Origin of the sequence: Candidatus Electronema sp. JM (assembly GCF_048287415.1) — a bacterium.
In the GTDB taxonomy this organism is placed as follows: Bacteria; Desulfobacterota; Desulfobulbia; order Desulfobulbales; family Desulfobulbaceae; genus Electronema.
On the sequence record NZ_JBLWEN010000026.1, the window covers coordinates 48034 to 73192 of the forward strand.

The window sequence follows — 25159 nt, forward strand, 5'->3', positions numbered from 1 at the left end:
CAGAACATACTCATATTTTTCATAAATGACAGAACATACAGCGGCAGCACAGGAAATTCTGCCGGATGCCCGTCAGGACGGAGAAGTTCATTTCTACCGCGTCCGCTGCCGCCCGCTGGGGCAGGAGCATCTCGCCCGCAGCCTCCAGGCGGATTTTTCTCCCGGCGAAATCGTGCTGATCAGGACGGAGGAGAGGCTGGAGCCGGTGACGCTTGTCTGCCATCTTCCTGCGCCGCTGCCGGGCAAATGCGCTGACCACGCTTGGGAGATCACCCGCCGCGCCAACGCCGAGGAGAAGGACCGTCTCGCCCAGCTGCCTGCCCGCGAACGCGCCGCCGCCGTTTTCTGCAAGGAGCGGATCCGGGCCTTAAATCTGCCCATGCACTTGGTGCAGGCGGAATGCTACGCCAATGGCTCCAAGGTGATTTTTTATTTCACCGCTGAAAACCGGGTGGATTTCCGCGAGTTAGTCAAGGAGCTGGTGCATGAGTTCCGCACCCGCGTGGAGATGCGCCAGATCGGTGTCCGCCACGAAACGCAGATGACCGGCGGCATCGGGGCCTGCGGGCGCGAGCTGTGCTGCGCCGCCTTTCTCCGCAATTTTGAGTCGGTGTCCATCAGAATGGCCAAGGCGCAGGATTTGCCGCTTAATCCGGCCAAAATTTCCGGGGTCTGCAACCGCCTGCTTTGCTGCCTGACCTACGAATTTGAAAGCTACCGGGCGATCAAGCGCGAGATGCCCCGGCTGGGGCAGCAGCTCTATCATGCCGACAAAATGTATAAAGTCACGCGGGTGCTGCCGATGCAGGGCACGGTGCAGGCGGTCGCCGAAGAGGGCGGCGCGGAGGTGACGCTGACCGAGACGCAGTGGCGCGAGGCGGAGAATGCGGTGCTGCGCGGGGATGAGGCGCGGAAGAAGGGCAAGCCTAAAGAAGGTGCTGCGGTGAAGAGTTTTCCCAGGAAAAACAAGAAAATTTGATGCAACAAGCAATTACCATCGGAGGTAAAAATGGGCTTTTTTGATGTGCTTTCAAAGCTATTCGGTTTTGGCAAAACGAATGAGGCTGCACCTGATGCGGAGGAAGAAAAAACTGCCAAGGAAAAAGGCGACGCATTTGAAAACTATGTTGTCAGCAAATTTGATCGGAAATTTTTTCGATTGAAAGACATGCGGAGCGATAAAGGAAGCAATGGCTTCTATCCTGAATCGAACAAGTACCCGGATTTAGTTCTTGAATACAAACCATCTTCTTCTCAGTTCGCAGTTGAATGCAAATGGCGAGCTGATTGGTGGAAAAGAGGAGATGGAGAAGAGTCAATTGACTGGGCAGGCGGAGATAAAAAAATACAGAACTACAATGAATATGCTGAGAAAAATAATATTCCTGTTTTTGTCGTCATCGGTTTGGGCGGAGAACCGGATAAGCCAGAGAAACTGTTTGTTGCTCCGCTTAATGCCTTGAAATATCGTTATGCGAAAAAATCCTATTTAGAAAAATTCCTGAAGAAGGATTCTAACTTTTTCTTTGATCATAAGCGGATAACCTTGAGGTAGCAGCTTTGCTTTTATCGAGGCCAAACACGCTTTTCAGCCTGCGTATCTAACCATGACCACCTACATCACCACCCCGATTTACTACGTCAATTCCACGCCGCACATCGGCCATGCTTATACCACCATCATTGCCGACACCTACAGCCGTTTCCGGCGGCTCTGCGGCGATGACGTGCGCTTTCAGACCGGCACGGATGAGCACGGCGAGAAGATCGTTCAAGCAGCGGAGAAAGAGGGCATAGCCCCGCGTGAGTACGTTGACCGAATTTCCGCCGCCTTCCGCGACACCTGGCCGCTGTTAGATATCGCGCCGGATCATTTCATCCGCACCACCTATCCTGAACACATCAAGGTGGTGCAGGACATTCTGCAAAAGGTCTATGATCAGGGCGACATTTATTTTTCCTCTTATTCCGGGCATTACTGCAAGGGCTGCGAACGTTTTCTGACCGAGAAAGAATTAGTTGACGGCAAATGTCCAGATCATCTGACTGCGCCAGACGAGGTGAGCGAGCAGAACTATTTTTTCCGCATGTCAAAATATCAAGACTGGCTGATCAATCATATCAAAGCCAATCCTGACTACATCACGCCGGAACGCTACCGCAACGAGGTGCTGTCCTTCCTCAGCGAGCCGCTGGAGGATTTGTGCATTTCCCGGCCTTGCTCGCGCCTGACTTGGGGAATTCCCCTGCCCTTTGACAAAAACTTTGTCACCTACGTCTGGTTTGACGCGCTGATCAATTATCTGACCGGCATTGGTTATCCTGACGGCCATAATTTCACCAAATATTGGTCAGTTGCAGAACACATTGTTGCCAAGGATATTCTCAAGCCGCACGCCATTTATTGGCCGACCATGATTCAGGCCGCTGGACTGCCGCCTTACAAAAAGCTGCATGTGCATGGCTACTGGAATGTGGATGAAACCAAAATGTCGAAATCCATCGGCAATGTCATCAGGCCCGTTGATTTGATTGACGAATACGGCGCGGATACGGTGCGTTATTTCCTTTTGCGCGAGATGAGCTTTGGCCGCGATGCCTCGTTTTCCAAAGAAGCAATCTTTGAACGCCGCAACTCCGATTTAGCCAACGATATTGGCAATCTTTTCTCCCGCGCCTTGACGATGTTAGCCAAGTATGCGGACGCACAGGTGCCGCAGCCGGACGATGCTGCCATTACTGAGGAAGATCGGACGTTGATTGCCGCTATCGAGAAGATGCTGGCTGATTACGCGGCCTGCATGAATGGCTTTGAGTTCCACCGCGCTTTGCAGGCAGTCTGGGAAGTAATTGGAATGCTGAACCGTTTTATTGTCACCAATGCGCCGTGGGAGCTGGCCAAAGATGCGGCCCAAGCCGGACGGCTGCGGACAGTGCTTTATTTCCTCGCGGAAAGCCTGCGGATTCTCGCGCTGGTGCTGCGCCCAATCATGCCGACTGCGGCAGGAAAAATGGCTGCCGCGCTTGGTTTGAGCGAGGCGTTAGACAAAGCCGTGCTGTCTGAAGCAGGCCGCTGGGGAGGAATGCAGCCCGGCACTGCGCTGAACGTTGGCGAGGCACTCTTTCCTCGCTTGGAGAAAAAGGCTGCTGCTCCTGCCGCGCCGGAGAAAGTCAAGCCGCAGGCCAAGACGGAAAAGAAGACAGAGCCAGCGGCGCAGGAAGAGGATGGCCTGATCAGCTTTGATTATTTCGGCAAGGTTGAGCTGCGGGTGGCGGAGATTGTCGTGGCGGAAAAAATCGCCAAGGCGGAGAAGCTGCTCAAGCTGACGGTGAAGGCACCGGAAGAGCGCACGCTGGTGGCGGGCATTGCCAAGCATTATCAGCCAGAAGAGCTGATCGGGCGCAAGGTGATTATTGTGGCCAACCTCAAGCCTGCCAAGCTGATGGGAATTGCTTCGCAAGGCATGGTGCTGGCTGCCAAGGAGAAGGACGCGGACGGCAACGAGCGGCTGGTGCTTTCTGCCGTGGCGGCGGATATTGCGGTTGGGTCGAGGGTGGCGTAATTGAAAGATTCGCCTGCAGCCCGATGGGGATAGGTCTATAGAGCCGCCAATAAATGCAGGCGCTATAAAGCAGATTGGCGGCAGATTAGATTCAGTATCTCACGGTCTTTTGGTGCATTTTCGAGAAATGCACTCGGCCTAAGACAATCATAGGTTAATTAAAAATATGTTTCTTGAACAGCTAATTGCAACATACGGATATGCTGCAATTGCCATCGGTACCTTTTTTGAAGGCGAGACAATTTTAGTCTTGGGAGGTTTCGCGGCATATCGTGGCTATCTTGAATTGCCGTGGGTAATCACGTGGGCATTTATTGGCACTTTGTTAGGAGACCAACTTTATTATTACATAGGACGCATAAAGGGGAAAAGTTTTATCAAAAAGAGGCCAAAATGGAAAAAAAAATCTGAAAAGCTCTTTGTTTTGTTAGACAAGCATCAAATATGGCTTATTCTTATTTTTCGTTTCCTGTATGGACTTCGTTCAATATCACCATTTCTTATCGGCGCAAGCAAGGTTGATCCGAAACGTTTTTTGATCTACAACATTATTGGCGCATTAATTTGGGCCATATCTGTCGGGATATTGGGCTACGTGTTTGGGCCTGCTTTTGAAAAAATTCTTATTGAAATCAAGCGATATGAAATAGCCGCACTTGCAGTACTTGGTGCTGTTGCCTTATTCTTCTATTTTAGAAGAAAATCTCCTCCTGATAACCTTATGTAGATTCATGATTTTACATGATATGGCTATGGTATTGTGAAATAATTATACGCTTGTCATTTTTGTTTACAGAGCAGCATAATGAATCTACAAAAAGTTTTTTTTTCCGCAGCAGCACTGGCCTTCACTGCGCTGCTTTGTTTGAGCTACGCAAATCATTTTGACAATGGATTTCAATTTGATGATTTCCATACCATAGTCAACAACACACATATCAGAGATATCGGTAGTATTGGCCGTTTCTTTACAGATATTGAGACCTACGGCACTAACCCGGACAACAGAACATTTAATCCGGTGCTGGTCACGCTCAATGCCATTGATTACTGGATTGGAGGCGGCCTGAAGCCAAAAGTTTTTCATATATCAATTTTTGTCAGCTATTTACTGCTCGGAGCTTTCCTCCACTTATTCTTTAAAACAATTTTTGACTTATCACGTGCTGATCGCTGGAACAGCTGGTTTGCCATGCTGGCAACTGCGTTTTATATGCAGCACGCAGCCAATGCCGAGACAATAAACTACATCATCATGCGGTCAGATTCATTTTCCACATTGATGATCGTCGCCTCGTTTATTCTTTATTTTGATGCAAGCGCGAGACGATTCAAATTGCATTACATAACCTTTTTTCTTGGCTTGGGAACCAAAGCCACCGGTTTCATCTTCGCGCCGCTGCTGGCAGCATATATTCTGCTGTTTGAGGAACAAATGCCATTCTGGGGGGCGTTGCTGATAACAAAAAATTTCAGAAAAACTGTCAGATTTATTACAAAAGCAACGCCGATTCTCTTAATTGCTGCCTTAGTTTTTCATCTGGAACGGCACGGCTTCAAACAGGGAAATCCGCTGCCGTCAAGCGGTTCAGGATTTTCAAAGGCTTTTGATTATTTTGTCACGCAATGGTACGTCATTGCACATTATCTCGGCAATTTTATTCTTCCGCTTGATCTCAGCGTTGACACGGATTTTTCCCTCATCACCAATCCGCTCCAGCGGAAGGTGCTGCTCAGTCTTGCTCTGCTGTTGGCAATAGCTGGATTTGGCATTTATGCTTCACGAAAACAGGAGACACGTCCAATAGCCTTCGGCATCATCTGGTTCTTTTTTGCTTTAGCACCGACCTCAAGTTTCATCCCGTTCGGACAAATTGCCAATGATCACCGCACCTTTTTCCCCTATATCGGGCTTGTCATGGCGGCAGGTTGGTGGATTGCTCTGAAAATCATTCAGATACGCGACAACACAGAGACGAGCAAGGCTGCACTTCCTGCTGCTGCGGCCTTGTATTTATTGGTCATAGGACTTCATGCTTACGGCACATATCAGCGGAATATTATTTGGGATTCAGCAGAATCGCTTTGGGGTGACGCAGCCGTAAAATCGCCAAACAACGCAAGAGTTCAGCTGAACTATGGCCTTGCCTTGATGGAAAAAGGGAAATATGACGATGCCTTGCTTTATTACAACAAGGCCTTGGCATTGATGCCCAATTGGTCGTATGTGCATATCAATATGGGTATTTTGAAAAATGCTATGGGCAAACCGGAAGAAGGCGAGGAGCATTTCAAAAAAGCACTTCAATATCATGCCCTGAATCCAAATTCCTATTATTATTATGCTGTATTTCTTGAAAAACATTCAAGAGCAGCCGAGGCTCTCAAGTTAATTGAGCAGGGCATAAAAATAAGCCCCAACTACGACGGGTTTCATGAACTGTATCAGCGGCTGAAAACAGCGCAGGACAAGAAATTAGATGCGCTGCTGCAGCAAGAGAGCGACATAGATAAAAATCCGCAAGAGGCGGCCTATATCAATCTCAGTCTGAGTTATTATAATGCTGGAGAATTTCAACGCAGCATTGCTGTCTGTGAAAAAGTGCTGCGCTTGGCACCAGGCAATGTTGTCGCATATAACAATATATGCAGCGCATACAATGCGCTGGCTGAATGGGAGAAAGCCCAAGAGGCTTGCGGAAAGGCCTTGGCACTTGATCCAAGTTACGAGCTGGCTAAAAATAATCTGCGCGTGGCATCAGAAGGAAAATCAGGTGAAAAAAAATAGTCATGAACCCAGCCCACCATACGGCTTGGTGTCAGGATGCAGCGGGGCCTCGGCGCAGATGCGCAGTGCGGCCTCACGCGGTGAGATGCTGTCCCGGTGGCTGCGTTCGAGCAGATTTCTGATGATGCTGCGGGTTTTACGGTCAACGTGACGCAGCACGTCCTGCGCTGAAGGCGGCTCTTCCGGCCCGAACAGGCCCTGCATGGAGAGCGAGCCGCCGCAACCAGCCACCATATCTGGGATGACAATAATGCCGCGCTGATGCAGGATGGCCTCGGCCTCATCGGTCACAGCCAAGTTTGCCCCGGCGACCACCGCCTTGATCTGCATAGTTTCCGCCGCCTGCCGGTCAATGGCCCGCTCAATGGCCGCAGGGATAAAGACATCGCAAGGCAGGCTGTATATCTCCTTCCGGCTGCCGTAGCAGCCCACCGCCGCTTCTTTGGGGATCAGCCCCTTGGCCTGACAGGTGCAGTCGGCGCAGACACGGTCGAGCAGGTCAGCAATATCCAAGGGTGCGCCGTCCTCGCTGATCAGGCTTTTCTCGCAGTCAGCCAGCCCGATGATCGGCACCCCGGCCTGATGCAGGAAATAGGCCGCGCTGGAGGCCAGACTGCCGAAGCCCTGAATGACCACTTTCGCCTCCGCTGCCGGAATCTGCAAGAACTCCAAGACCGCGAGACAGGAGGCCGCAACGCCAGCACCAGAGCGCAACTTGCCCAGCGTGGCATGGCCGACAGGCCGCTTGAGCAGCCGCACCCGCTCCTCGAACTCAGCCGGAGTGAATTCCTGACACGTGGCGATCACCGCCTTGATCGAGCTGATGCCGATGCGGGCGCAGACCTCGTCCAGCTCCGGCATGGTGGTGTTGAGATCAGGCCCCATCGAGTAGCGTTCGAGCAGATACGGCTTGATCGCCCGGATGAAGCGGAGCATGGCCTCCTGCTTGTTTGGACTGGCCGGATCATAGTCAATACCGCATTTTGCCCCGTCCGCCCGGATGCCTGCAATGCGCATCTTCAGAGTCATGGTCGCGGCCAAATCCCCCACCACCTCGCGGGTAAGGCCGCGCTGCACCCGCATCCCGCCTGCGGCCATCCGGTGCGTGAGGGAGTCTATCGCCAGCCAGCCTTTGAAGCCCTCCAGCGGGTCGGTGTATTCAACAATCAGTTCAGGCTTTTTCATGCCGCTGCGGGGTCATGCGATCAGGATAGGGGTTTCGGCATTGATCTCGCCTTCATAAAAGGCGCGGATGATCGGCTGCTCTGGATTAACCAGCGAGATAATGAAGGAGTACAGCTTGCTGCCTTTGACCAGCACCGTGTCAAGGCCGGTCGGGGTGTCACGGAGCGGATCGCCGGGCCACGGCACGATATGGATATGGTAGGCCCCGAACATGATCAACCCTTCGCGCTTGCAGAAGTCCATGCACTGCTTGAACTCCTGCGGATCCGTGACCCAGCCGCGCTGGTCCATCGGCGTGGTGGAAGGAATCGCGTACTGCTCCATGAGCTTGTCCATGAAGCTCTTCAGCGGCTCGACATTACGGGCGTTCTTCTTGATTTCCACAACGTGCCGCACATGCAGTTCGTCGCCGCTGCGCACCCCAGCCAAGATGCCGAAGGCCCGCTTGACCGGACTTTCGCCGGGAAGAAACTCGCCCGCCATTTTTCTCCGGCAATGGGCGGTGATTGTCTCCCAGACCGTCTGCGGAAGCCGGATGTGGCGTATTTCGTGCTGCCAGCTCATGAAGTGAAGGGAAAATTATATGTTAAACCGTAGCCGTTTTGCCGCCTTCGCCTTTCACCACCATGACCGCGCAGCCGACAAGACCAATAACCCGTTCCGTCGAGCTGCCCATGAGCATCTTGGTCAAACCGGTTTTGCCGTAGGTGCCGACAACAATCAGATCAACGCCTCTGCCGCCTGCGGCTTCTACAATCGTCTCATACGACCGGCCCATCGGGGTCAGCGTTTCAACAGCGACACCTTCTTTTTTGCCAAGCTCAACCACCTTGTTGACATTGGCGGTGGCATTCTCCTGCTCATAGATGGTGCGGATGGAGGAAAGGGCAATGACCTTGCCGCCGCACTGCTTGGCAATGGCCACTGCTTCCTGCACCGCCGCCTCGCTGTTGGAAGAGCCGTCAGTGGCAACAAGAATGTTCTGATACGTGATCTGAGCCGCCCGTGGCACCACCAGCACTTTGCGGGAGGAGTAGCCGATCACCTTTGCCGCCACTTCGCCGAGCAGCATTTTGTTCAGCCATTTTGCGCCGCGCCGTCCGACCACGATCATGTCAACATTCTTCGCCTCGGCTGCATCAACAATGCACTGATGCGGCTCGCCGCTGACCAGAATGGTCTCGCATTTGGCACCTGCCTGCTCCGCCCGCGCTTTGAGCTTTGCAAGATGTTCCCTGACCTTGGCCTCCATTGACTCTTCAACAGCCTGAGCTGAGAAGCCTTCGTAGTCGGTCATTGTCGGCACCGCAGAAATAGCATAAATGGTGCTGCCGCACTTTTTGGCAAAGTTGATAGCCTCCCGCACAGCACCTTCGCTGTATTCAGTGCCGTCTGTTGCCAGAAGAAGTGTCTGCATTTTTCCTATCGGACAGCATTGAGCGCAGTTCATAGTCATGCTCCTTAAATTAATTTGTTATTATCCCTGTATTCCCTGCCAGACATGAACTGCTTCCAGCAAAAAAATAATCCACCAGATCAGAATGCTGATTCCTGCCGCCGCTGCTGCAATATCTTTAATGATGCCGATCTTTTCATTTTTCTTCGGCTCAAGGAAATCACAGAGGGCCTCTATGGTTGTGTTGAACATCTCAGCGACCAGCATCAAGCCGGTGGCAAGGAGCACCATGTTGAAATCCAGCCATTGCCGATACCAAAAGCACCAGAGCAGAATCAGGGTGGACAGCACCGCTTTGTAGGCGACCGCGAAATCATGCAGCACAGCATATCGTGCGCCGGATAAAGCCACCCGCATTTTGCGCAGCGGATGAAAGCCCCGCTGGCCAGTGCCGAGGAATTTGTTCTGCATCAGCGGACAGAGGAATTACAGTCCCAGTTCCTTGTGCACCTTCTCCAGAGCCTTGGGCAGGCAGCGGAGGATTTCTTCCACCTGCGTGGCCGGAGTGGGATTGGCCAATTCGCCCGCAGCCCGGTTGACGCGCCCGGCAATGCGGCAGGCGAGCAGTGGACTGCGGCCAGCGTGCATCAGGCCGCTGATCATGCCGGTGATCAGGTCGCCGGTGCCGCCGATTGGCTCCATCGTCTCAATGCTCGGCTCCCTGATGGTGTCCACAATCTCGCCATCCTGGCAGATGTAATCAACCGCTCCTTTGACGAACATGGTTCGCGGCGCGTTACCGCCTGCGTAGGCACGGCGGATCAGCTCTGGCACGTCGTCTTCCATATTAAAAATGAAGCCGCGCGTGTAGGCCGGATGGTCGGCTTTTTCATCCGCCAGAAAAGTTGCCTCGCCGATGTCCGGCGTGAAGACATCATACATCTTGGCATCACCGCCCGCCTTGGCCACATACATGCTGCCCGCGTCGGCGATCATCAGCGGCTTGTTCTCCTGCATCGTCGCGACAGTGGCCAGCACTTTTTTGTTCAGCTTGAGATCAGGCATCACATAGTGCATGGTCATCACCTTGGCTCCCATCGTCGGCAGATTCGCAGCGAGATGATTGTAAATCGCCGTACTGCCCTCGCGCTTGCCGATGTCGCCCGCCACCATGCCCACCGGCATATCCACGCCGTATTCCTGGCAGATCAGGCTGGCGGCCTTCATCATAGCCTCGTTGCCCCGGTTTATGGGCAGCTCGTGGCCGTCAATCTTGATGCCGCGCTCGCTTAAGGAGACCGGGCCGATGATCAGAGGAAGGCGGTCAGCAGGAACCGCGCCGACTAACAACAGCATGATTACGCTCCAAGTTCCCGGATCATCTCTTCCCGGGCAGTGTTGAGGGAATAGGCGCAGAGGGAGAAGCCGACTTCGTCCGGCGCGGGTGCTTCGTCCAGCCGCTTGCCGATCATGGTTGTGGCGAGATAGGGCACGTCCGGGCAGCCGCCGCCGGAGATATTGACGATGATTTTCGTCTCCGCGTCAACGGTGATTTTCATGTTCGCCGCCCGCACCATCAGATACTTGCTGCCGTACCATTTCTTGCGGACAAAGTGGAGCGGCTCCATGCCTTCCGTAGTGATCGGCACCACGTCAATCGGGTGCAGCTTGGTCGTGTTGAGCAGCTCGGTGATGGCCGCTTCAGCTTCCAGCGGGAATTCCACACTCAAGTCGCAGCCGGTGCGGTAGGCAGGCGGCGGGCTGACCACGCGAATCTTGTAGCCCTCGTCACGCAGCAGCTCCTCCACCGCGATGACAGTGGTCGGGTGAGCGAAGATCAGCAGGCCGCGCGTGACGTTCTCGTGCTGCGGCTCTTGGGGAGTTTCTTTTTTTTTGAACCAGTTCATGGAAGGCTTTTCAGAGTTATTTAAGCAGCCGGACAAAGCCTGCTTGTTCAAAGTGCTGATCAGTTGTCAAGGCTTCAGTAATGCCATGCTGCTTCATGACGACAAAACTTGCGCAGTCTACCAGACTCCAATCTTTGTCAATCCGCTGCTTGATGAGCCGCCATGTCTGCTCATCAAGTGCTGGATCAATGTGAATCACGTCAACATGCGAGGATTTTTTTATTCCTTCGAGAAAGGCTATAATTGACGAACGCGGCATCTGCAAAGGACTGCTCATCAAGGCGGCAAGTTCAGCAATAATATAATTTGTCGTAACCAAACGAAGCTGCTGCTGAACTGCTGTGCGATATATTTTGACAGCAAGAGCATGATGCTTCTGGTTCGCATCGGCCAAACATCCCCAGCCGGACGTGTCAACCAAAAGCCTATTCATGAGTTTCTATCTGCGATTGTCCTATATATCTGTCGTGATTATCTGCCCAGTCGGGACAATTGCTCCTGAATGCCCCGATGAATTTCTCCAAGGGATCATCCTGAAGATTGCGCGTGAACAGAGCCAGCCATTGCGCAGCCAGTGCTTCAGGCAGTTGTCCTGCCTGTTCTGCCGCCCGCAACAGATGACGATACACCTCTTCGGAGACATTTAAGGTCAGGCTTTGGCTCATCGCAAATCCCCCTCACCGTTGCGCCACAATTTTTCTCCTATACGCCATCACCACCACCAAACAAAAAATCAGCCCAGCCAATGTGGCAATCTTGCCGTTGAATTCCGGCCCGATGTGCTGAAAAAAGCTACGTTATCTCATTTTTATTTCTTTGATTCTTAATATCCGCAATTATGCTTTTTACGGACTCTCCTTTAAATAACCGCTCTCTTTCAACAGTGTAATCACCATTTTCTGAACGAAACTGTCCTAAATAACGCAAGGTATCAGCAACTCTGAGTTCTTTGACAAGAATTCGTTCTGCTCGATTGGTTATTTCATACAATGGCTGGATGGTCGCACTCATTTTGCAATCTCTGGAATTAAACCGAGAGTGGTTGTCACTTTGCATCCTAAATTTTGTATATTTTGAGCTTTACGGAACAACTTGATTTGTATCCAGAAGATAGCACGGCTTCATACAACAACATCTCGCCCTGGAGATTTGTCGCGCAAACCAGAAGTAAATCAATATCTATAAAATGATTGAGATATGCCATGTTGCGGAAGTGTAAAAGAGCTGTGACAAAATTGCCTGCAACATCTTCCTGCTGCTGCGTTTTTTTCTTCCGTCTTCGTTTGAATCAGCAGGCGCAGGGCGTGTTCAAGCAGCAGCCGTGCATCGGCAACACCGGCAACACGAGAAGCCAGAACGAACAAATTGTCATCAATCACTGTCTGAATTTGCATGACATTCCCCTTTCACCGTGCCGCAGCCTTCCTTCGATATGCCAGCACCACCGTCAAACAAAAAATCAACCCAGCCAACGTGGCAATTTTGCCATTGAATTCCGGGCCAGCCGAGGTGCTGCGGAGCTGCCAGCTAACAACAAAGGCCGCGCCAGTCAGCATTCCGAAGCAGGTCAGCCCTGCGTCCACATCACCTTGGCCCGCCTTGATGAGCTGGCGGAACGGACAGCCGTCCACAATCACCGCTGCCAAGCCGACCAACACCATCGCCAAAAAGCTCCAGAAATTGCTGGGATGTGAGCCGGGCTGCTCGGAGAAACCAAGGCTGAAGCCAGTCTGTTCAGTCGCGCCGAACTTGTGCAGCAGGGCAACAAACAGCGACAGCAGCAGGGCCGAGCCAAAGGCGGCTATGATGCCCATGAGCAGGGTTTTTTCTTTAAAAAGAAAGAAGTTGCGCAGCCCGCCGGTGATGCAGAGACCGGAACGCTGCGACAGTGCACCGATCAGCAGACCGACTGCCAAAGAAAGCAACATGGGCGCATGTTGCGCCGCTGGGCCGGTTGCGCCCTGCTGAATGAAGCCGGGCTGAAGCAAGGAAAAAATCAGCAGAAGCAGGCCGATGCCGGGCAAGATGTAGCCGTTGATCTGCGGCAGCTCTTTATCCCGGTCAAGCACCGAACCGGCGCGGATGTAGCGGCTGCCCAGCCAAATGCCGAACATCAGGCCGAGCAGCGCAGCCACGGCAGTCAAATCGCCAGCGGCCAAGCGCAAAATCATCTTGATCGGGCAGCCGATAAACACGCCGCAGCCGACGATCATGAAAAAGCCGAGCAGGAAACGGATGACCGGTGAAGAGCCGCCAGTCACCCGAAAGCGTCGCATTTTCTTGGCCATCAGGAAGGAGCCGAGGAGAAAGCCGATCAGCTCCGGTCTGATGTAGCTCATCCGGGCGACATTGTGCATCTGGAGCGAGCCAGCCAAATTTTCCAAAAAGCAGGAAATGCAGATGCCGGAGTTGACTGGATTGCCGAGCAGGCTCAAGATGACTGCGCCTGCGCCAAGAACGATGCCGGTGATGACGGCAAGATCAGGAAATTTCAAACGCGCCATTTACTCACATCCGCCAGCCAGCCGCCGCTGGACGTAAAGCAGTTCATTCAACGCCCTTTTGATGTCGGGATCATTGGGCTTCAGCGTGACTTCGCGCTGCAATTTATCTTTTGCTTCCAGCACGTTTTTCTTGATGTCCTTGCCGACAAAAAGAGGCGATTTCCGGTCTATGTAGCCCGGCTCAAGGTCAATGGCCTGGCGGTAGCTGGCCAGCGCGTCGGCAAGGTCGCCGTTCTCGTACTGGAGCTGGGCCTGCCAGAGAAACGAGCGGGAATTGTTCGGCTGCGCGGCTTGAATCTGCTTGAGTTTGTCCATCGCCGCATCGTGCTGCCGCTGCTCGGCCAAGGCCGCGACTTCCTGATACAGTGCCTTGTCCTGAGCGAGCCGCTGCTCAATCCGGCGCAGCTCGCCTGCCACGCCGCCAGACTCGTCCGCAGGAGCACGCAGCCGCTGCTGGACGAGCATGAACAGCATGACTGCTGTCAGCACGGCCAGCGCGGCTTTGGTGAGCACGTCCAGCGGATCGCTGGTCAATGTCTGCGCGAAATTCATGAGGGTGAGACTATATCAGAGAATCCCGGCTCCGGCAACAGCGGCTGTGTAAAAATTACTCAAGTCCGCCTTGCCAAGAGCAGGGTCGCTGGCCTTGTCCAAGACTTTAGCCCGGATTTGCTGCTCATCCGCAGTGCCCCACCAATTCTTGGGGAAAGCAAGATCATTGGCCTGACCTTCCAGCATGGACAGGTTGTAATCGCTGTTGTCCACGATGTTGTTGTCAGTCAGGGTGATGGCCTTGACCGCATACATGATCGCGCCCTTGCCGTTGCCGCTGATCGTGTTGAACTGCACTGTTCCGTCAGCAAGATTTTTGCCATAAACCCCAAAGAACTGGTTTTTGCTGATCTCGTTGTGCAGCACCTTCATGCCGTCACCGACAATCACGCCGCCGCCGTTCTCGGTGATCAAATTGCGCTCCACTGCAATCGCACACTTGACCGGGTTGTCCTTCAGGTTCTTGTTGCCAATGGCGGTGCCATTGTGCTTGAACTCGTTGTTCATCACCGTCACTTTGGAAGAATGGGCATGAACACCGGTGTCCGCATACATGATCACGCAGTTTTCAACCACGTTATCCACGCTGGTGTTGAAGTTGAGACCACCCCAGTCACCGGGCTTGGCCTCTTTTTCCACGCTGGTGAAGGTGATTTTCTTCTCCTTCTCGCCCTTGGCAATCATCTTGCCCCGGACAAACAACTCCGCAGCCGGGAAGTGATTGTCTTTTTCCTTTTCCGAGTACAGCTTTTCCGGCCCGAACGGCGCAATCTTGACAAACCGAACGACCGTGCCCGGCATGATGGTCAGGGTTGCTTTTTCCGCCACCTCAACATCGCCTTTGATCAGAATTTCGCCGGACCAAGTGGTGTCTTTGTCAAGCACACCCTTGCTGACCACCGTCTCCGCGCTCATTGCAGGCTGGAGGTTGAACAGCATCGCCGCAGCAGCGGCAACAAAAGACAGCATGTATTTCATCACATCCTCGCTCAGTGTTTATCGTAGGGGGCCATGTTGCAACGTTTCAGCTTCTCGCGGATGATGTCGTACTCGCTGTCCACCGCCGGGTGGAAGCCGTCCAAGCCCATCCGCTTCAACACCTTCAGCACCTCGCCATCGAGCAGAACAGTCTCGTCCTTCTTCAGATTCAGGGCCAGATTTTTGACTTTATCCTTCAATGCCGGATCAACATGCGCCAATGCGCCGATGGTGCAGTACGGCATCGGCTCGCTTTCTGCGATAATGTTGTAATCATCCAGATTGATGATGTCGCTTTTGGCCATGCGGTCAAGGTCAATGCGCGGTGCTGCGCCGACATCGTATTTGCCGTACTCCACGCCGTACATGACCTTGTCATGTTTGAGCGATCCTGGCGGAATGTCGTAGCGGGCGAGGTCGGTTTCCGGGTCAATGCCGTTGTCCAGCAGCATCGCATACTGAGCCATGTAGCCGAAGGGAGCTAAGGCCGGGCCAAAAATCATAGTTTTGCCCTTGATGTCAGCGATCGTTTTGATGCCGCTGGATTTGCGGGCGATCAGAGTGCCGGTGGCCTTATGGCCGTTGCGGCCTTGAACATCCACGGTCAAGAAATCAGCCTTGAGCCGTTCCTTCAGCACCACCGCGACCGCTGAGTTGACGTGGAAAAAATCAAACTCTTTGTTTTTAGCTGCCGTCTCGACATCAAAGGTGTTTTTCAGCACCATCTCCACCTTGCGGCCCAACTTTTCGCTCAAATAGGCGGTGAATGGCGCGAAACGCTCGGTGGACAGCTCGCGGCTGTCGCAGATCATGTAACAAAAACGAAGCGGCGGCTCGTTGCTTGCTGCCGCCTTTTTTTCTTCTGTACCGCTGCCGCAGGCTTGCAAGGAGAGCAAAGATGCGGCAACCAGAACATATTGCGCGATTTTTTTCATCGTTGTCAGCAAAGGAAAAAGAAGTGGATTCAGGATTTGGGGAGAAGCTGGATTTCTTTCTGGACAGCGGCTGCGCCTTCGGGGCTGGGGGCCAGCTCCTGCGCTTTTTTCAGCGCGGCAGCAGCTTTCTCAGGCTGCTTGAGCTGCTCATAGGCTACAGAAAGATGGGCGTGCAGAAGTGCGTCCTTGTCATTGATGGCCAATGCCTGCTCAAGATGTTTCAGTGCCTCTTCCGCCTTTTTCTGCTTGAGCAGAACAACGCCCATGCCATCCAACGCATCGAAATTCTTCGCGTCCTTTTTCAGCACGCCGTCCAGCTCCGCTGCGGCTTCAGTCAGCTTGCCGGTGCGGCAATAGGCCATCGCCAAGCTGTTTTTGGTGGCGAGGTCATTGGCATCCATATACAGCAGCATCTGATACTGCATAATCTGGACAGAATCCGGCAGCTTGGAGATGTCGCCATGGGCCGCCGCGCTGCCTGCTGACGCAGCAAGCAGCAGCAGGGTTAAAAAAACTTTCAGCATAATTGTTCTCTCAGATCAATTTTTGAGCTTTCAGCAGCTCTTTTGCCGCCGCTGCCGGATCAGCACCTTGGCTTTTCTGGATCATCTCCTGCACAAGACTGTCGCTGACCATGCCGCTCAGTTTGTTGATCACCCGGTCCAGCACTGGAAATTTTCCCAGCGCTTCGCGGGGCGAAACCGGCACGGCAATGGAGGCTTCAGCTTGGTTCGCGACCGGCCCCTTGAAGGCGAAGGGCTTCAGCCAGACGATGCTCTTTTTTTCCAGATAAAATTCTTTGCCTTTGGTATAGGCTTCCTTCTCGTCCTGCGGCTGCTCGCCGCCCATGCTGGCCAAGGCAGGTTTGAGATATTGAATGCAGACATCAGTGCCGCAGGTGCCGTCCGTGCTCTGCGGTTTTTCCACCAGCTTGACTGTGGTGCCGGTGCGCTCGTTGATGTAAGTGGACATCAGCTGGGCCACCGCCTTCTGCTCCGGCGAGCCGTCAATGGTCAGATTGAGCACCCGGCCAACGCAGCTCTGCCCGGAGTTGGCGGCCAGCGCAGTCAGCAGGATAGTTCCTGAAAGCATTGCCGCTGTTTTTTTGATCATCTTTTTCTCCTCACTTTTTTGAAAATCATCGGGTAAAACAAATGGATATTGTGTCATCCGTTTGTTGCCAGAAATATACGGCGAAAACAATTCCCGCTCCGTCGCATTTTTCAATGCTGCGCAGTGGGTATCGCTCAAGAAATAGCATATCGTTCACAGCCAGTCCAGCAATTTCCACCAGAAATAATTGATTGGCAGCAGAACGAAGATGGTGATGAAGGCCAGCGGCAGGCAGATTTTCGCCGCGCTGGAGAGCTTTTCTCCGGCCAATTGGAGACCTACCACAATGGGCGGGCCTTGGTAGGGCAGCAGTACCGTGGCGAAACCGACCGCCTGCATCATCAGCAGCGACTCTGTTTTCAGGCCGGTGGCCTGCGCGAGGCTGTCAGTGAGCGGAGTGAAGACCGCAGGCACCGCAGGCAGGGTGGTGACTAAGCCGGTGAAGGCCGAGGCCAAGCTGACCGCAAGATAATTGCTGAAATCCTGCTGCTGGGCCAGCGGCAGCAGCTTGAGCAGTCCGGCGGCAAAAATGCGGTCAAGGCCAGTTTTGCTGATCATGCCACCCAAGCCCAAAATGCCAGCGGTGAAGACCAGCGAAGACCAGTTGAGCTTTTGATTGAATTGCGTGGTGCTGACGATGTCAACGCCGGGCATCATCAGAAAAAACGCGCCGCCCAAGGCAATCCATGCTGGAGAAATATGATGAAGAAAATCCGTCACCCAGAGCGTGAGCATGAGCAGCAGCGTGGCGGACAGAATTTTTTCTTGGCGGCTCAACGGTCCGGCATGATCGTGCTGCTGCTCCAGCCGCTCAACCGGCTTGTCTGCGTAGAAAAAAATAATCAGCGCGGCGATGATCACCGCCTTGGCCAGGGTCAGGACGGGAAAATGCAGCAGCAGATATGAGCCATAAAGGAAGGATATTTTGTATTTTGTTTCCGCCATGCCCGCCAGCACCACGTTCGGCACATTGGCGGTCAGAATGCCGAAGGCCGGGATGTAGGTGCCAAGAATCACAGCCAGCATGATGCCGGTGCGGCCTTTTGAGCCTTCCTTGAAGCCGAAGTGATCGGCGACGGCCAAGGCAATCGGGGTCAGCAGAACAACCCGGCCCATTGAGGAGGGCATCAGAAAACTGAACAGCACCACTGCCGCCACCACCCCGCTGATAATTTTCACATAGCTGCCGTGCAGTTTGGCGGCGGCGTGACGGCCAATCCTGCTGCCCAAGCCGGTGGAGGAAATGGCCGCCCCGGCGATCAGACCGCCGAAAACCAGCCAGACCGCTGCGGAGGAGAAGCCGGAAAAAACCACATCCGGCGGCGCGGCGGAAAAAAGCAAGGCAAGCAGAAAAAAGAGCAGGGCGGTGAGATGCTCAGGAATCAACGCCGTCGCCCAGAAGATGAGCGTCAGCAGGGCGATGCCTGCGGCTTTGGCCAAGGCTGGAACCGGGGCAAGCTGGAGGAGCACTGCGGCGGCAATGGCCGCAGGCGCGGCGAAACGGCGGAACAGATTTGGCTGGCTCATAAGCGACAAAAAAAAATTGTTTGAGCAAGAAGCAGACAGGCATCATACTACTACCTGCGGATGCCGCTGCGGTCAAGGGAGAAAATTGCAACGCGGCACGATAAAAAGGGCTTGCGTCAAACCGGGCGGATTGAGTATGAACACATTCTGCGGCCCGGCCTGCCGCAAAAAAATATCACCAACCTCAAGAGCGACATGTCAGCATCATCTGCCGAAGTAAAAAAACATCCATTTGGGATGATTGCAGTTTTTCTTTCCGTCTTCCTGCTCGCCGCTGCGGCCGTCATCTGCCTGCAGCCCTTGGAATACGAAGTCAGTTCCAGCATTTTAATCCGGCAGGGAAAAAATCAGCCTGCTGCGGATCTGAAAACAGAACTGAATATCCTGCGAAGCGCGGAGCTGACCGAAAAAACATTGGCGGCTGTCGGCGCGGAACGGCTGTATCCGCAGCAGGATGACAAGGAAAGGGTGAAGCAGTTTCAGGCGCATTTCACCGCCCACCCGGCGCAGGGAGCCGCCCGGATCATCGAAATCAGCTTCTGTCATCCTGACGCGGAGCTGGCCGCTGAAACGGTCGGCACTGCAATTGCCCTGTTTGCCAAGCAGCTGGAAAAGCTGAATGACCCGCAGACGGTACTTCTTTTGGAGGAGCTGGAGCTGCGCCGGAAGCAGATGCAGCAGGCGCAGAATGTTCTTGCCATGTTCCGTCAGAACGACCGGCTGCAAGGCATTGACGACTGGCAGACCCAGTATCTGGGCATCAAGCGGGGCAGGCTGGAAGCAGTTTTGGAAGAGGAAACGCGGATGGAGGAAGTGCTGGCCGGAGAGCTTGCCGAATTGCGGCGGCAGTTTGCGGCACTGCCCTCCAGCGATGCGGCAAGCCGGGACGAATTTCTGAAAATGACGCTGTACCGGCAGGAGCTGCTGCGCAAATATGAACCGGAAAATCCGCTGCTGGCCGCTGTCGAAGCGCAGTTAGCCCAGCTGCGGCAGCAGCTTCAGCCCGCAGAGGCGGCGGCAAAATTGGCTGATCAGATCGTTGCGGCCAGCTTGGCCCATGCCAAACAGCAAGAGGGACGTGAGGCGGCCCAGCGGGAACTGAATCAGCTTGCGGCAACCCTGCTTCGGCAGGAGGAGCAGAAGAAAATTTTCAGCGGCCTGATGGCTGAGGTGGAGAAAAGCCGCGAGCTGTATGCGCAGCAGTTCACCAAGGTGGAGGAACGGAAGAAAACTGGGGTGAAAGAAGGCTACGTGAGCGTGATTGAGCCGCCCCGTCCGCCGCTGGAGCCGAACAGGCCGAACAAGCTGCGCAGCATTGCGCTGGCGGCTGGTCTCGGCCTGCTGGCCAGTCTGCTCTGGAACAAGCTCCAGAGCAGGCGGAGCTGATCAACGCTGCTGCGGCACCGCTGCGCCGTCAGACGGAATGTTGATCTGCGGCGGATTGGGGTTGGCAAGGGTCTCTTTCATGGTCTGCTCGATGATCTTCATCATCTTGTCGTTGATGGACGACTGCGTAGCCGGATCAATCTTCAAGGAAGAAATAGCGGCATCAACCGGGAAACCTGCTGCCGGTGCTGCCATCTGCGGCGCAGCGGCAGGAGCAGCAGCGGCCTGTTGCGCGGCGTTCTGCATCTGAGCCGCAGGCGAGGCAGCCTGCATCTGCGGCACCATCTGCTGCATCATTTGCTCCTGCATCTTCTGCTGGATGCCGCTCACATCAGGCATTCCGCCTTGCATCTGCTGCACAGCAGGGGCAGCCTGCTGCGCGGCGTTCTGCATTTGAGCGGCAGGCGAGGCGGCCTGCATCTGCGGCATCATCTGCTGCATCATCTGCTCCTGCATTTTCTTCTGAATGCCGCTTACATCAGGCATTCCACCCGGCACCTGTTGAGCAGCCGGTGCAGCCTGCTGTGCAGCGTTCTGCATCTGAGCGGCAGGCGAGGCAGCCTGCATCTGCTGCATCATCTGCTGCATCATTTGTTGCTGCATTTGCTGCTGAATGCCGGTTACATCAGGCATTCCACCCGGCACCTGCTGGGCAGCCGGTCCGGCCTGCTGCGCGGCATTCTGCATCTGAGATGCAGGCGAGGCGGCCTGCATTTGCTGGGCCATTTGCTGCATCATCTGCTCTTGCATCTTCTGCTGAATGCCGCTCACATCAGGCATTCCTCCCGGCACCTGCTGGGCAGCAGGTGCAGCCTGCTGTGCGCCGCCGAGCGTCTCGTAGCCGCCAGCTCCTTGCTGTCCATTGTACTGCTGCGCTCCTGCTGTGCTGGCCAGCAAAAGACATGCTGCCGCTCCGATGGTCAATCTGGCTGCGGACTCTCTCCTCGTCATGGTGCTCTCCTTTTTTCATCAATGATGCCGCGCCGCCCCCCGGCCCGGCTTGCTCTACTTAAATAACGTAAAAACTGCGCCGCCGCAATTCTCTTTGTCAATTTGTTTGTTTGCAGCGAGAAAAAAGCGGTTTGGCCGCTTGCAATCCCGGCGCAGGCGTTCTAAGATGCCTCGTTCAAACGTCAATTCAACCCCAGCAAGCCATGCCTCAGCACAGCGCGATTCACCTCAAAGACTACCGCCCGTATCCCTTCACTGTCGCCTCTGTCGAGCTGACTGTCGAGCTTGACCCGGCACAGACTAGAGTTACGGCCCGCAGCCGTTTCCAGCGCAAGCCCTTGGCGGAAGAGCCGCAGGCGGCCTTGGAGCTGCACGGCGAGCACCTTGAGCTGCTCTCGGTCGCGCTGGACGGACGCAGGCTGGAGACTGACGCATACAGCTTCGCTGACGGCATCTTGCGCATTGCTCAGGTGCCGGAGCAGTTCGAGCTGGAACTTGTCACCCAGATTGCCCCGGAAAGCAACACCGCGCTGGAAGGGCTGTACCTCTCTTCTGGCAACTACTGCACGCAATGCGAGGCCGAGGGCTTCCGTCGCATTACCTGCTGGCCTGACCGCCCTGATGTGCTGGCCGTGTTCACGGTCACGGTGATCGGCCCGCAGGCAAGCTGTCCGGTGCTGCTCGCCAATGGCAACTTGGTCAAACAAGGGCAGCTTGATGCTGGACGGCACTATGCAACCTGGCACGATCCCTTTCCCAAGCCAAGCTACCTCTTCGCGCTGGTTGCGGGCCAGCTCGTCCGCATTGAGGACAGCTTCACCACCATGTCTGGCCGGGTGGTAGCGTTGCATATTTATGTCGAGGAGCGCAATCATGACAAGTGCGCTCATGCCATGCAGTCGCTGAAGAAGGCAATGCGTTGGGACGAGGAAGTCTTTGGCCGTGAGTACGATCTCGACATCTACATGATCGTGGCCGTGGATGACTTCAACATGGGCGCGATGGAAAATAAAGGGCTGAACGTTTTCAACTCCAAGTATGTGCTGGCCAAACCTGAGACCGCCACAGACAGCGACTATGAAGGCATTGAAGGTGTGATTGCCCATGAGTATTTCCACAATTGGACAGGCAACCGCATCACCTGCCGCGACTGGTTCCAGCTCAGTCTCAAGGAAGGGCTGACCGTGTTCCGTGATCAGGAGTTCTCGGCGGACATGGGTTCGCGGGCGGTGCAGCGCATTCAGCACGCCAACGTCATCCGCAACATCCAGTTCCGCGAGGACAGCGGCCCCACCGCGCACCCAGTCCGGCCTGAGTCCTATGTGGAAATCAACAACTTCTACACGGTCACGGTCTATGATAAAGGCGCGGAAGTGATACGGATGCTGCACACCCTGCTGGGCGCGGCAGGCTTCCGCAAGGGCATGGATTTGTATTTCCAACGGCACGATGGCCAAGCCGTGACCTGTGACGACTTTGTCCAGGCCATGCAGGATGCGAACAGCTTTGATTGCAGCCAGTTCCGCCGCTGGTACAGTCAGGCGGGCACACCGACCTTGACGGTTGCGCAAAGCTATGATGCAGCGGCGCAGGAATATATCCTCACGGTCAGCCAGTCTTGCCCAGCCACGCCGGGCCAGCCGGAGAAACAGCCATTCTTCATGCCGATCAAGGTTGGTTTGTTGGACAGCGAGGGCAGGGATGTGCGCAACGAGGTGCTCATTCTTGATCAAGAGCGCAAGGAGTTCCGCTTCAACGGCATTGCGGCCAAACCGGTGCTGTCTTTCAACCGTGATTTCTCCGCGCCGGTCAAGGTGCATTCAGATGTCAGCGATGCGGAGCTGGCCTTTCTCATGGCTAACGACAGCGACCCCTTCAACCGCTGGGATGCGGGCCAGCAGCTTGGGCTGCGCTGTCTGCTGCACGGCATTAGCGAACAGCAGCAGGGCAGGGCGGCGGTGCTCCCGGAGCTGTTTCACCAAGCCTTCGCCCGCCTGCTTGAAGACCAGCAAAGTGACCCGGCCCTGCTCGCCCTGGCCTTAGTGCTGCCTGCCGAAAGCTGGATCAATCAGCAGCTGGCTGTGATTGACCCGGAAGCGGTCTTCGCAGTGCGGCAGGGCTTCCGCAGCCAGCTCCGTCAGCGGCATCATGCGCTGTTGCTGGCAACGTATCAGCGTTTGCGCAGCGCGGAGCCGTACAGCTGGACAGCCAAGGAGGCGGCCCGCCGCTCGCTGCGCAACTGCTGCCTGCATTATTTGCTCGCGGTCGCACCGGGCGAAACGGCTGACCAAAACGCGCTGGCCCTCGGCGTTCAGCAGCACACGCAGGCGGACAATATGACTGATGCGGCGGCGGCCCTGGCTGCGGTGGTCAATGCGGACCGCGCTGCTGGCGATGCCCTGCTGGCCAAGTTTTATCAGCAGTGGCAGCACGATCCGCTGGTGGTGGACAAATGGCTTGCTCTTCAGGCAGGCTGCATCGTGCCGGGCACGCTGGCGCGGGTGCGCGAGCTGCTGACGCATCCGGCTTTCAGCATCAAGAATCCCAACAAGGTGCGTGCGCTGATTGGCACGTTCTGCGCCAACCAGCAGCAGTTTCACGCGGCGGACGGCAGCGGCTATGCTTTCCTGGCCGAACGGATTGAGGAGCTTGACCCGATGAATCCGCAGACAGCGGCGCGGATGCTCACTCCGCTCACCCAGTGGCGGCGGTATGACGCAGCCCGCCAGCAGCTCATGCGGCAGACGCTGGAGCGCATCGCCTCCTTGCCGGGCTTGTCGCGCGATGTCAGCGAGGTGGTGAGCAAGAGCGTGCAGGGAAGCTGAGAGGGGCTTCCGCTGCTGCCTTCATGCGGCGCAACGGAAGCCAGCTTGCGCGAAATGATGATCAAAGGTTAGCGCAGTGCTGATCTGCATCTCCCGCATCACCACAAACGACAGACAGTCAACCAAGCCCCACGTTTTATCCTGATACCGGTCAAACAGCTTCACCGCCTGCTTGAACAGAACAGGATTCATGTGCACCAACGTCATTTCTTCCGCTTCTTGGAAGGCATGAATCAGCAGGCTGCATTGACGGCGGGCGATGCGTGACAAAGCATTGCCCGCTTCCAACAGAACAGCATCAGTTGTGACCAGGGGCCATCCGTTGTGATTTTCAGCCAGCCTCAATGCCTGCCGGTGATGATTGTCGTTCTCGTTGATCAAGGCGATGATGTACCCTGTGTCAACAAACAGCGGCTCAAGCATTCTTCTCGCCGTTTAAGTAGGCATCAATGTTTTCAGCAAAGTCGGTCGGCCCGCTGATTTTAATCTCCTGCAAACGTGTCAGCAGGGAAGCCTTTGCTTTTGGCAATGCTGGCTCCTCATCAATAATCACGATGACGCGCACCGGCTTTTCATCCCACGCCGGACGATACGCATCTGGAATAGTGACGCACACTCTGCCGTCATGGGCAACGGCGTTCAGTTCAATGGCATTCATGCAAGCACCTTGGCAGCGGCAGGCGATGCGCAGGACGCGCCCTGCCTTTCTTTCCTTCATACCGTGAAGGGCTGAGAAAGGCAAGGTTTTCCTATTGACAAGGGCGGATGCATGGCATAAACTGCCCCCTGCAACATCTGGCAATATGTCATATCCAGTGTCAATAATAGACACATGGCAAAGGAGGCCAATATGGAGATATTTCAAATTGACAAGAATGGTCAACTGTTTATTTCACCTAGTATTGATGATTGGCAAATCATCGCAAATCATGACATAACCGTGGTTTGCGATATGGATTACGCCTTAGATAAAGGTGTTCCACAAGTCCTCGACGAACTTCTGTATATCTATTGTCCATTCGAGGATGACACTTTGCCAAATTTACAACGACTCCATTCGATTGCCCGCTTGTGCGCCAACCTCGTCTTAGATGGGTACAACATCGTGTCCCATTGCGGAATGGGACATAATCGTTCCGCTTTGCTGATGGGTGTCATTCTCACGTATCTGGGCCTGAGCGGGGAAGAAGCCGTTGCCTTGATCCGGCAAAAACGTCAAGGAGCACTTTACAACAAGATATATGCCAATTATCTTTTAGAATTGCCTAAAAGATCATGCTTCGCTGAGTGGTATCAAAAGGGATTGCCAGATATTTTGTCCATATAGCGTAAATACACGGGCAATCACACGTAGTGTGCAACACAGAGTTCCCCCTTCCCACCAACACACATAAGTCCGCCAGACTTACCTACGTAAGTCCCAAAGACCTATATATAACCCAAGTTGTGACCTATAAATCTTGAAAAATCCATGCTTCCCCGCATGTGTTATATTTCTGCTGTCCAGCACGAATATAACCGCACACAGAGGAAGACATGGAACTTGAAA

The 25159-nt window shown here is 54.5% G+C and carries 28 protein-coding genes; 8 read left to right on the plus strand and 20 right to left on the minus strand.

Annotation, left to right across the window (positions count from 1 at the left end; genetic code table 11):
- Positions 1 to 25 precede the first annotated feature (25 nt).
- The 5 genes from ACNKH6_RS05050 (at position 26) to ACNKH6_RS05070 (ending at position 6351) form a co-directional block, all read left to right on the plus strand.
- Positions 26 to 979, plus strand: coding sequence for a PSP1 domain-containing protein (locus ACNKH6_RS05050; RefSeq protein ID WP_417914453.1), 954 nt, complete (start codon positions 26 to 28; stop codon positions 977 to 979).
- A gap of 30 nt (positions 980 to 1009) precedes the next feature.
- Positions 1010 to 1555, plus strand: coding sequence for a hypothetical protein (locus tag ACNKH6_RS05055; RefSeq protein WP_417914454.1), 546 nt, complete (start codon positions 1010 to 1012; stop codon positions 1553 to 1555).
- Between the two features lie 52 nt (positions 1556 to 1607).
- Positions 1608 to 3563: a methionine--tRNA ligase gene (gene metG / locus ACNKH6_RS05060; RefSeq protein ID WP_417914455.1), complete on the plus strand. Its 1956-nt coding sequence runs from the start codon at positions 1608 to 1610 to the stop codon at positions 3561 to 3563.
- 166 nt (positions 3564 to 3729) lie between these two features.
- Positions 3730 to 4290, plus strand: a complete 561-nt coding sequence (locus ACNKH6_RS05065) for a DedA family protein (protein ID WP_417914456.1) — start codon at positions 3730 to 3732, stop codon at positions 4288 to 4290.
- 78 nt (positions 4291 to 4368) lie between these two features.
- Positions 4369 to 6351 (plus strand): tetratricopeptide repeat protein, encoded by a 1983-nt coding sequence (locus ACNKH6_RS05070; protein ID WP_417914457.1) that lies wholly within the window; start codon positions 4369 to 4371, stop codon positions 6349 to 6351.
- On the opposite strand, the gene ACNKH6_RS05075 is transcribed toward ACNKH6_RS05070, so the two are convergent.
- From ACNKH6_RS05075 to ACNKH6_RS05155, 17 genes are all read right to left on the minus strand, one after another.
- The gene (locus ACNKH6_RS05075) at positions 6352 to 7536 is read right to left on the minus strand and encodes a Glu/Leu/Phe/Val dehydrogenase dimerization domain-containing protein (RefSeq protein WP_417914458.1); all 1185 of its coding nucleotides are present in this window, start codon (positions 7534 to 7536) and stop codon (positions 6352 to 6354) included.
- A 12-nt stretch (positions 7537 to 7548) separates the two neighbouring features.
- A complete protein-coding gene (locus ACNKH6_RS05080) occupies positions 7549 to 8100 on the minus strand; it encodes a hypothetical protein (protein WP_417914459.1) in 552 nt (183 codons plus the stop codon).
- A 22-nt stretch (positions 8101 to 8122) separates the two neighbouring features.
- Positions 8123 to 8953 carry a universal stress protein gene (locus ACNKH6_RS05085; RefSeq protein WP_417914460.1) on the minus strand — a complete coding sequence of 277 codons (831 nt, stop codon included), beginning with the start codon at positions 8951 to 8953 and terminating at the stop codon, positions 8123 to 8125.
- Between the two features lie 60 nt (positions 8954 to 9013).
- Positions 9014 to 9403 (minus strand): diacylglycerol kinase, encoded by a 390-nt coding sequence (locus tag ACNKH6_RS05090; protein ID WP_417914461.1) that lies wholly within the window; start codon positions 9401 to 9403, stop codon positions 9014 to 9016.
- A 15-nt stretch (positions 9404 to 9418) separates the two neighbouring features.
- A complete protein-coding gene (locus ACNKH6_RS05095; protein WP_417914462.1) occupies positions 9419 to 10288 on the minus strand; it encodes an NAD(P)H-hydrate dehydratase in 870 nt (289 codons plus the stop codon).
- A 2-nt stretch (positions 10289 to 10290) separates the two neighbouring features.
- The gene (locus ACNKH6_RS05100) at positions 10291 to 10839 is read right to left on the minus strand and encodes a DUF3343 domain-containing protein (RefSeq protein ID WP_417914463.1); all 549 of its coding nucleotides are present in this window, start codon (positions 10837 to 10839) and stop codon (positions 10291 to 10293) included.
- A 16-nt stretch (positions 10840 to 10855) separates the two neighbouring features.
- Positions 10856 to 11272 (minus strand): type II toxin-antitoxin system VapC family toxin, encoded by a 417-nt coding sequence (locus tag ACNKH6_RS05105; RefSeq protein ID WP_417914464.1) that lies wholly within the window; start codon positions 11270 to 11272, stop codon positions 10856 to 10858.
- Entirely contained in the window at positions 11265 to 11504 is a 240-nt protein-coding gene (locus tag ACNKH6_RS05110) for a hypothetical protein (RefSeq protein ID WP_417914465.1), read from the minus strand. The genes ACNKH6_RS05105 and ACNKH6_RS05110 overlap by 8 nt, the downstream gene beginning before the upstream one ends.
- Before the next feature lie 127 nt (positions 11505 to 11631).
- Entirely contained in the window at positions 11632 to 11850 is a 219-nt protein-coding gene (locus tag ACNKH6_RS05115; RefSeq protein WP_417914466.1) for a hypothetical protein, read from the minus strand.
- A gap of 161 nt (positions 11851 to 12011) precedes the next feature.
- Positions 12012 to 12233: a hypothetical protein gene (locus tag ACNKH6_RS05120; RefSeq protein ID WP_417914467.1), complete on the minus strand. Its 222-nt coding sequence runs from the start codon at positions 12231 to 12233 to the stop codon at positions 12012 to 12014.
- 12 nt (positions 12234 to 12245) lie between these two features.
- Positions 12246 to 13343, minus strand: a complete 1098-nt coding sequence (gene yedE / locus ACNKH6_RS05125) for a YedE family putative selenium transporter (RefSeq protein ID WP_417914468.1) — start codon at positions 13341 to 13343, stop codon at positions 12246 to 12248.
- A complete protein-coding gene (locus tag ACNKH6_RS05130; RefSeq protein ID WP_417914469.1) occupies positions 13344 to 13895 on the minus strand; it encodes a hypothetical protein in 552 nt (183 codons plus the stop codon). It lies immediately after the preceding gene.
- A gap of 15 nt (positions 13896 to 13910) precedes the next feature.
- A complete protein-coding gene (locus tag ACNKH6_RS05135; RefSeq protein WP_417914470.1) occupies positions 13911 to 14873 on the minus strand; it encodes a right-handed parallel beta-helix repeat-containing protein in 963 nt (320 codons plus the stop codon).
- Between the two features lie 11 nt (positions 14874 to 14884).
- Positions 14885 to 15808 (minus strand): phosphate/phosphite/phosphonate ABC transporter substrate-binding protein, encoded by a 924-nt coding sequence (locus ACNKH6_RS05140; RefSeq protein ID WP_417914471.1) that lies wholly within the window; start codon positions 15806 to 15808, stop codon positions 14885 to 14887.
- Between the two features lie 29 nt (positions 15809 to 15837).
- On the minus strand, positions 15838 to 16332 hold the full coding sequence (locus ACNKH6_RS05145) for a tetratricopeptide repeat protein (RefSeq protein ID WP_417914472.1): 495 nt from the start codon (positions 16330 to 16332) through the stop codon (positions 15838 to 15840).
- Between the two features lie 10 nt (positions 16333 to 16342).
- The gene (locus tag ACNKH6_RS05150) at positions 16343 to 16921 is read right to left on the minus strand and encodes a hypothetical protein (RefSeq protein ID WP_417914473.1); all 579 of its coding nucleotides are present in this window, start codon (positions 16919 to 16921) and stop codon (positions 16343 to 16345) included.
- Between the two features lie 153 nt (positions 16922 to 17074).
- Complete coding sequence (locus tag ACNKH6_RS05155) at positions 17075 to 18448, minus strand: SLC13 family permease (protein ID WP_417914474.1); 1374 nt, start codon at positions 18446 to 18448, stop codon at positions 17075 to 17077.
- A gap of 111 nt (positions 18449 to 18559) precedes the next feature.
- Here ACNKH6_RS05155 and ACNKH6_RS05160 point away from each other — a divergent pair, with 111 nt between their 5' ends.
- Positions 18560 to 19834, plus strand: coding sequence for a hypothetical protein (locus tag ACNKH6_RS05160; protein ID WP_417914475.1), 1275 nt, complete (start codon positions 18560 to 18562; stop codon positions 19832 to 19834).
- Here the strand turns inward: ACNKH6_RS05160 and ACNKH6_RS05165 are convergent, their stop codons facing one another.
- Positions 19835 to 20785: a hypothetical protein gene (locus ACNKH6_RS05165; RefSeq protein WP_417914476.1), complete on the minus strand. Its 951-nt coding sequence runs from the start codon at positions 20783 to 20785 to the stop codon at positions 19835 to 19837.
- A 203-nt stretch (positions 20786 to 20988) separates the two neighbouring features.
- Here ACNKH6_RS05165 and pepN point away from each other — a divergent pair, with 203 nt between their 5' ends.
- On the plus strand, positions 20989 to 23610 hold the full coding sequence (gene pepN / locus ACNKH6_RS05170; RefSeq protein ID WP_417914477.1) for an aminopeptidase N: 2622 nt from the start codon (positions 20989 to 20991) through the stop codon (positions 23608 to 23610).
- A gap of 21 nt (positions 23611 to 23631) precedes the next feature.
- Here the strand turns inward: pepN and ACNKH6_RS05175 are convergent, their stop codons facing one another.
- Together ACNKH6_RS05175 and ACNKH6_RS05180 are read right to left on the minus strand one after the other, a co-directional pair.
- Positions 23632 to 24033, minus strand: coding sequence for a type II toxin-antitoxin system VapC family toxin (locus ACNKH6_RS05175; RefSeq protein WP_417914478.1), 402 nt, complete (start codon positions 24031 to 24033; stop codon positions 23632 to 23634).
- The gene (locus ACNKH6_RS05180; protein ID WP_417914479.1) at positions 24026 to 24268 is read right to left on the minus strand and encodes a hypothetical protein; all 243 of its coding nucleotides are present in this window, start codon (positions 24266 to 24268) and stop codon (positions 24026 to 24028) included. The genes ACNKH6_RS05175 and ACNKH6_RS05180 overlap by 8 nt, the downstream gene beginning before the upstream one ends.
- Positions 24269 to 24460: 192 nt before the next feature.
- Between ACNKH6_RS05180 and ACNKH6_RS05185 the strand changes: the two genes are divergently transcribed.
- Positions 24461 to 24937, plus strand: coding sequence for a protein-tyrosine phosphatase family protein (locus ACNKH6_RS05185; RefSeq protein WP_417914480.1), 477 nt, complete (start codon positions 24461 to 24463; stop codon positions 24935 to 24937).
- Positions 24938 to 25159: the final 222 nt, after the last annotated feature.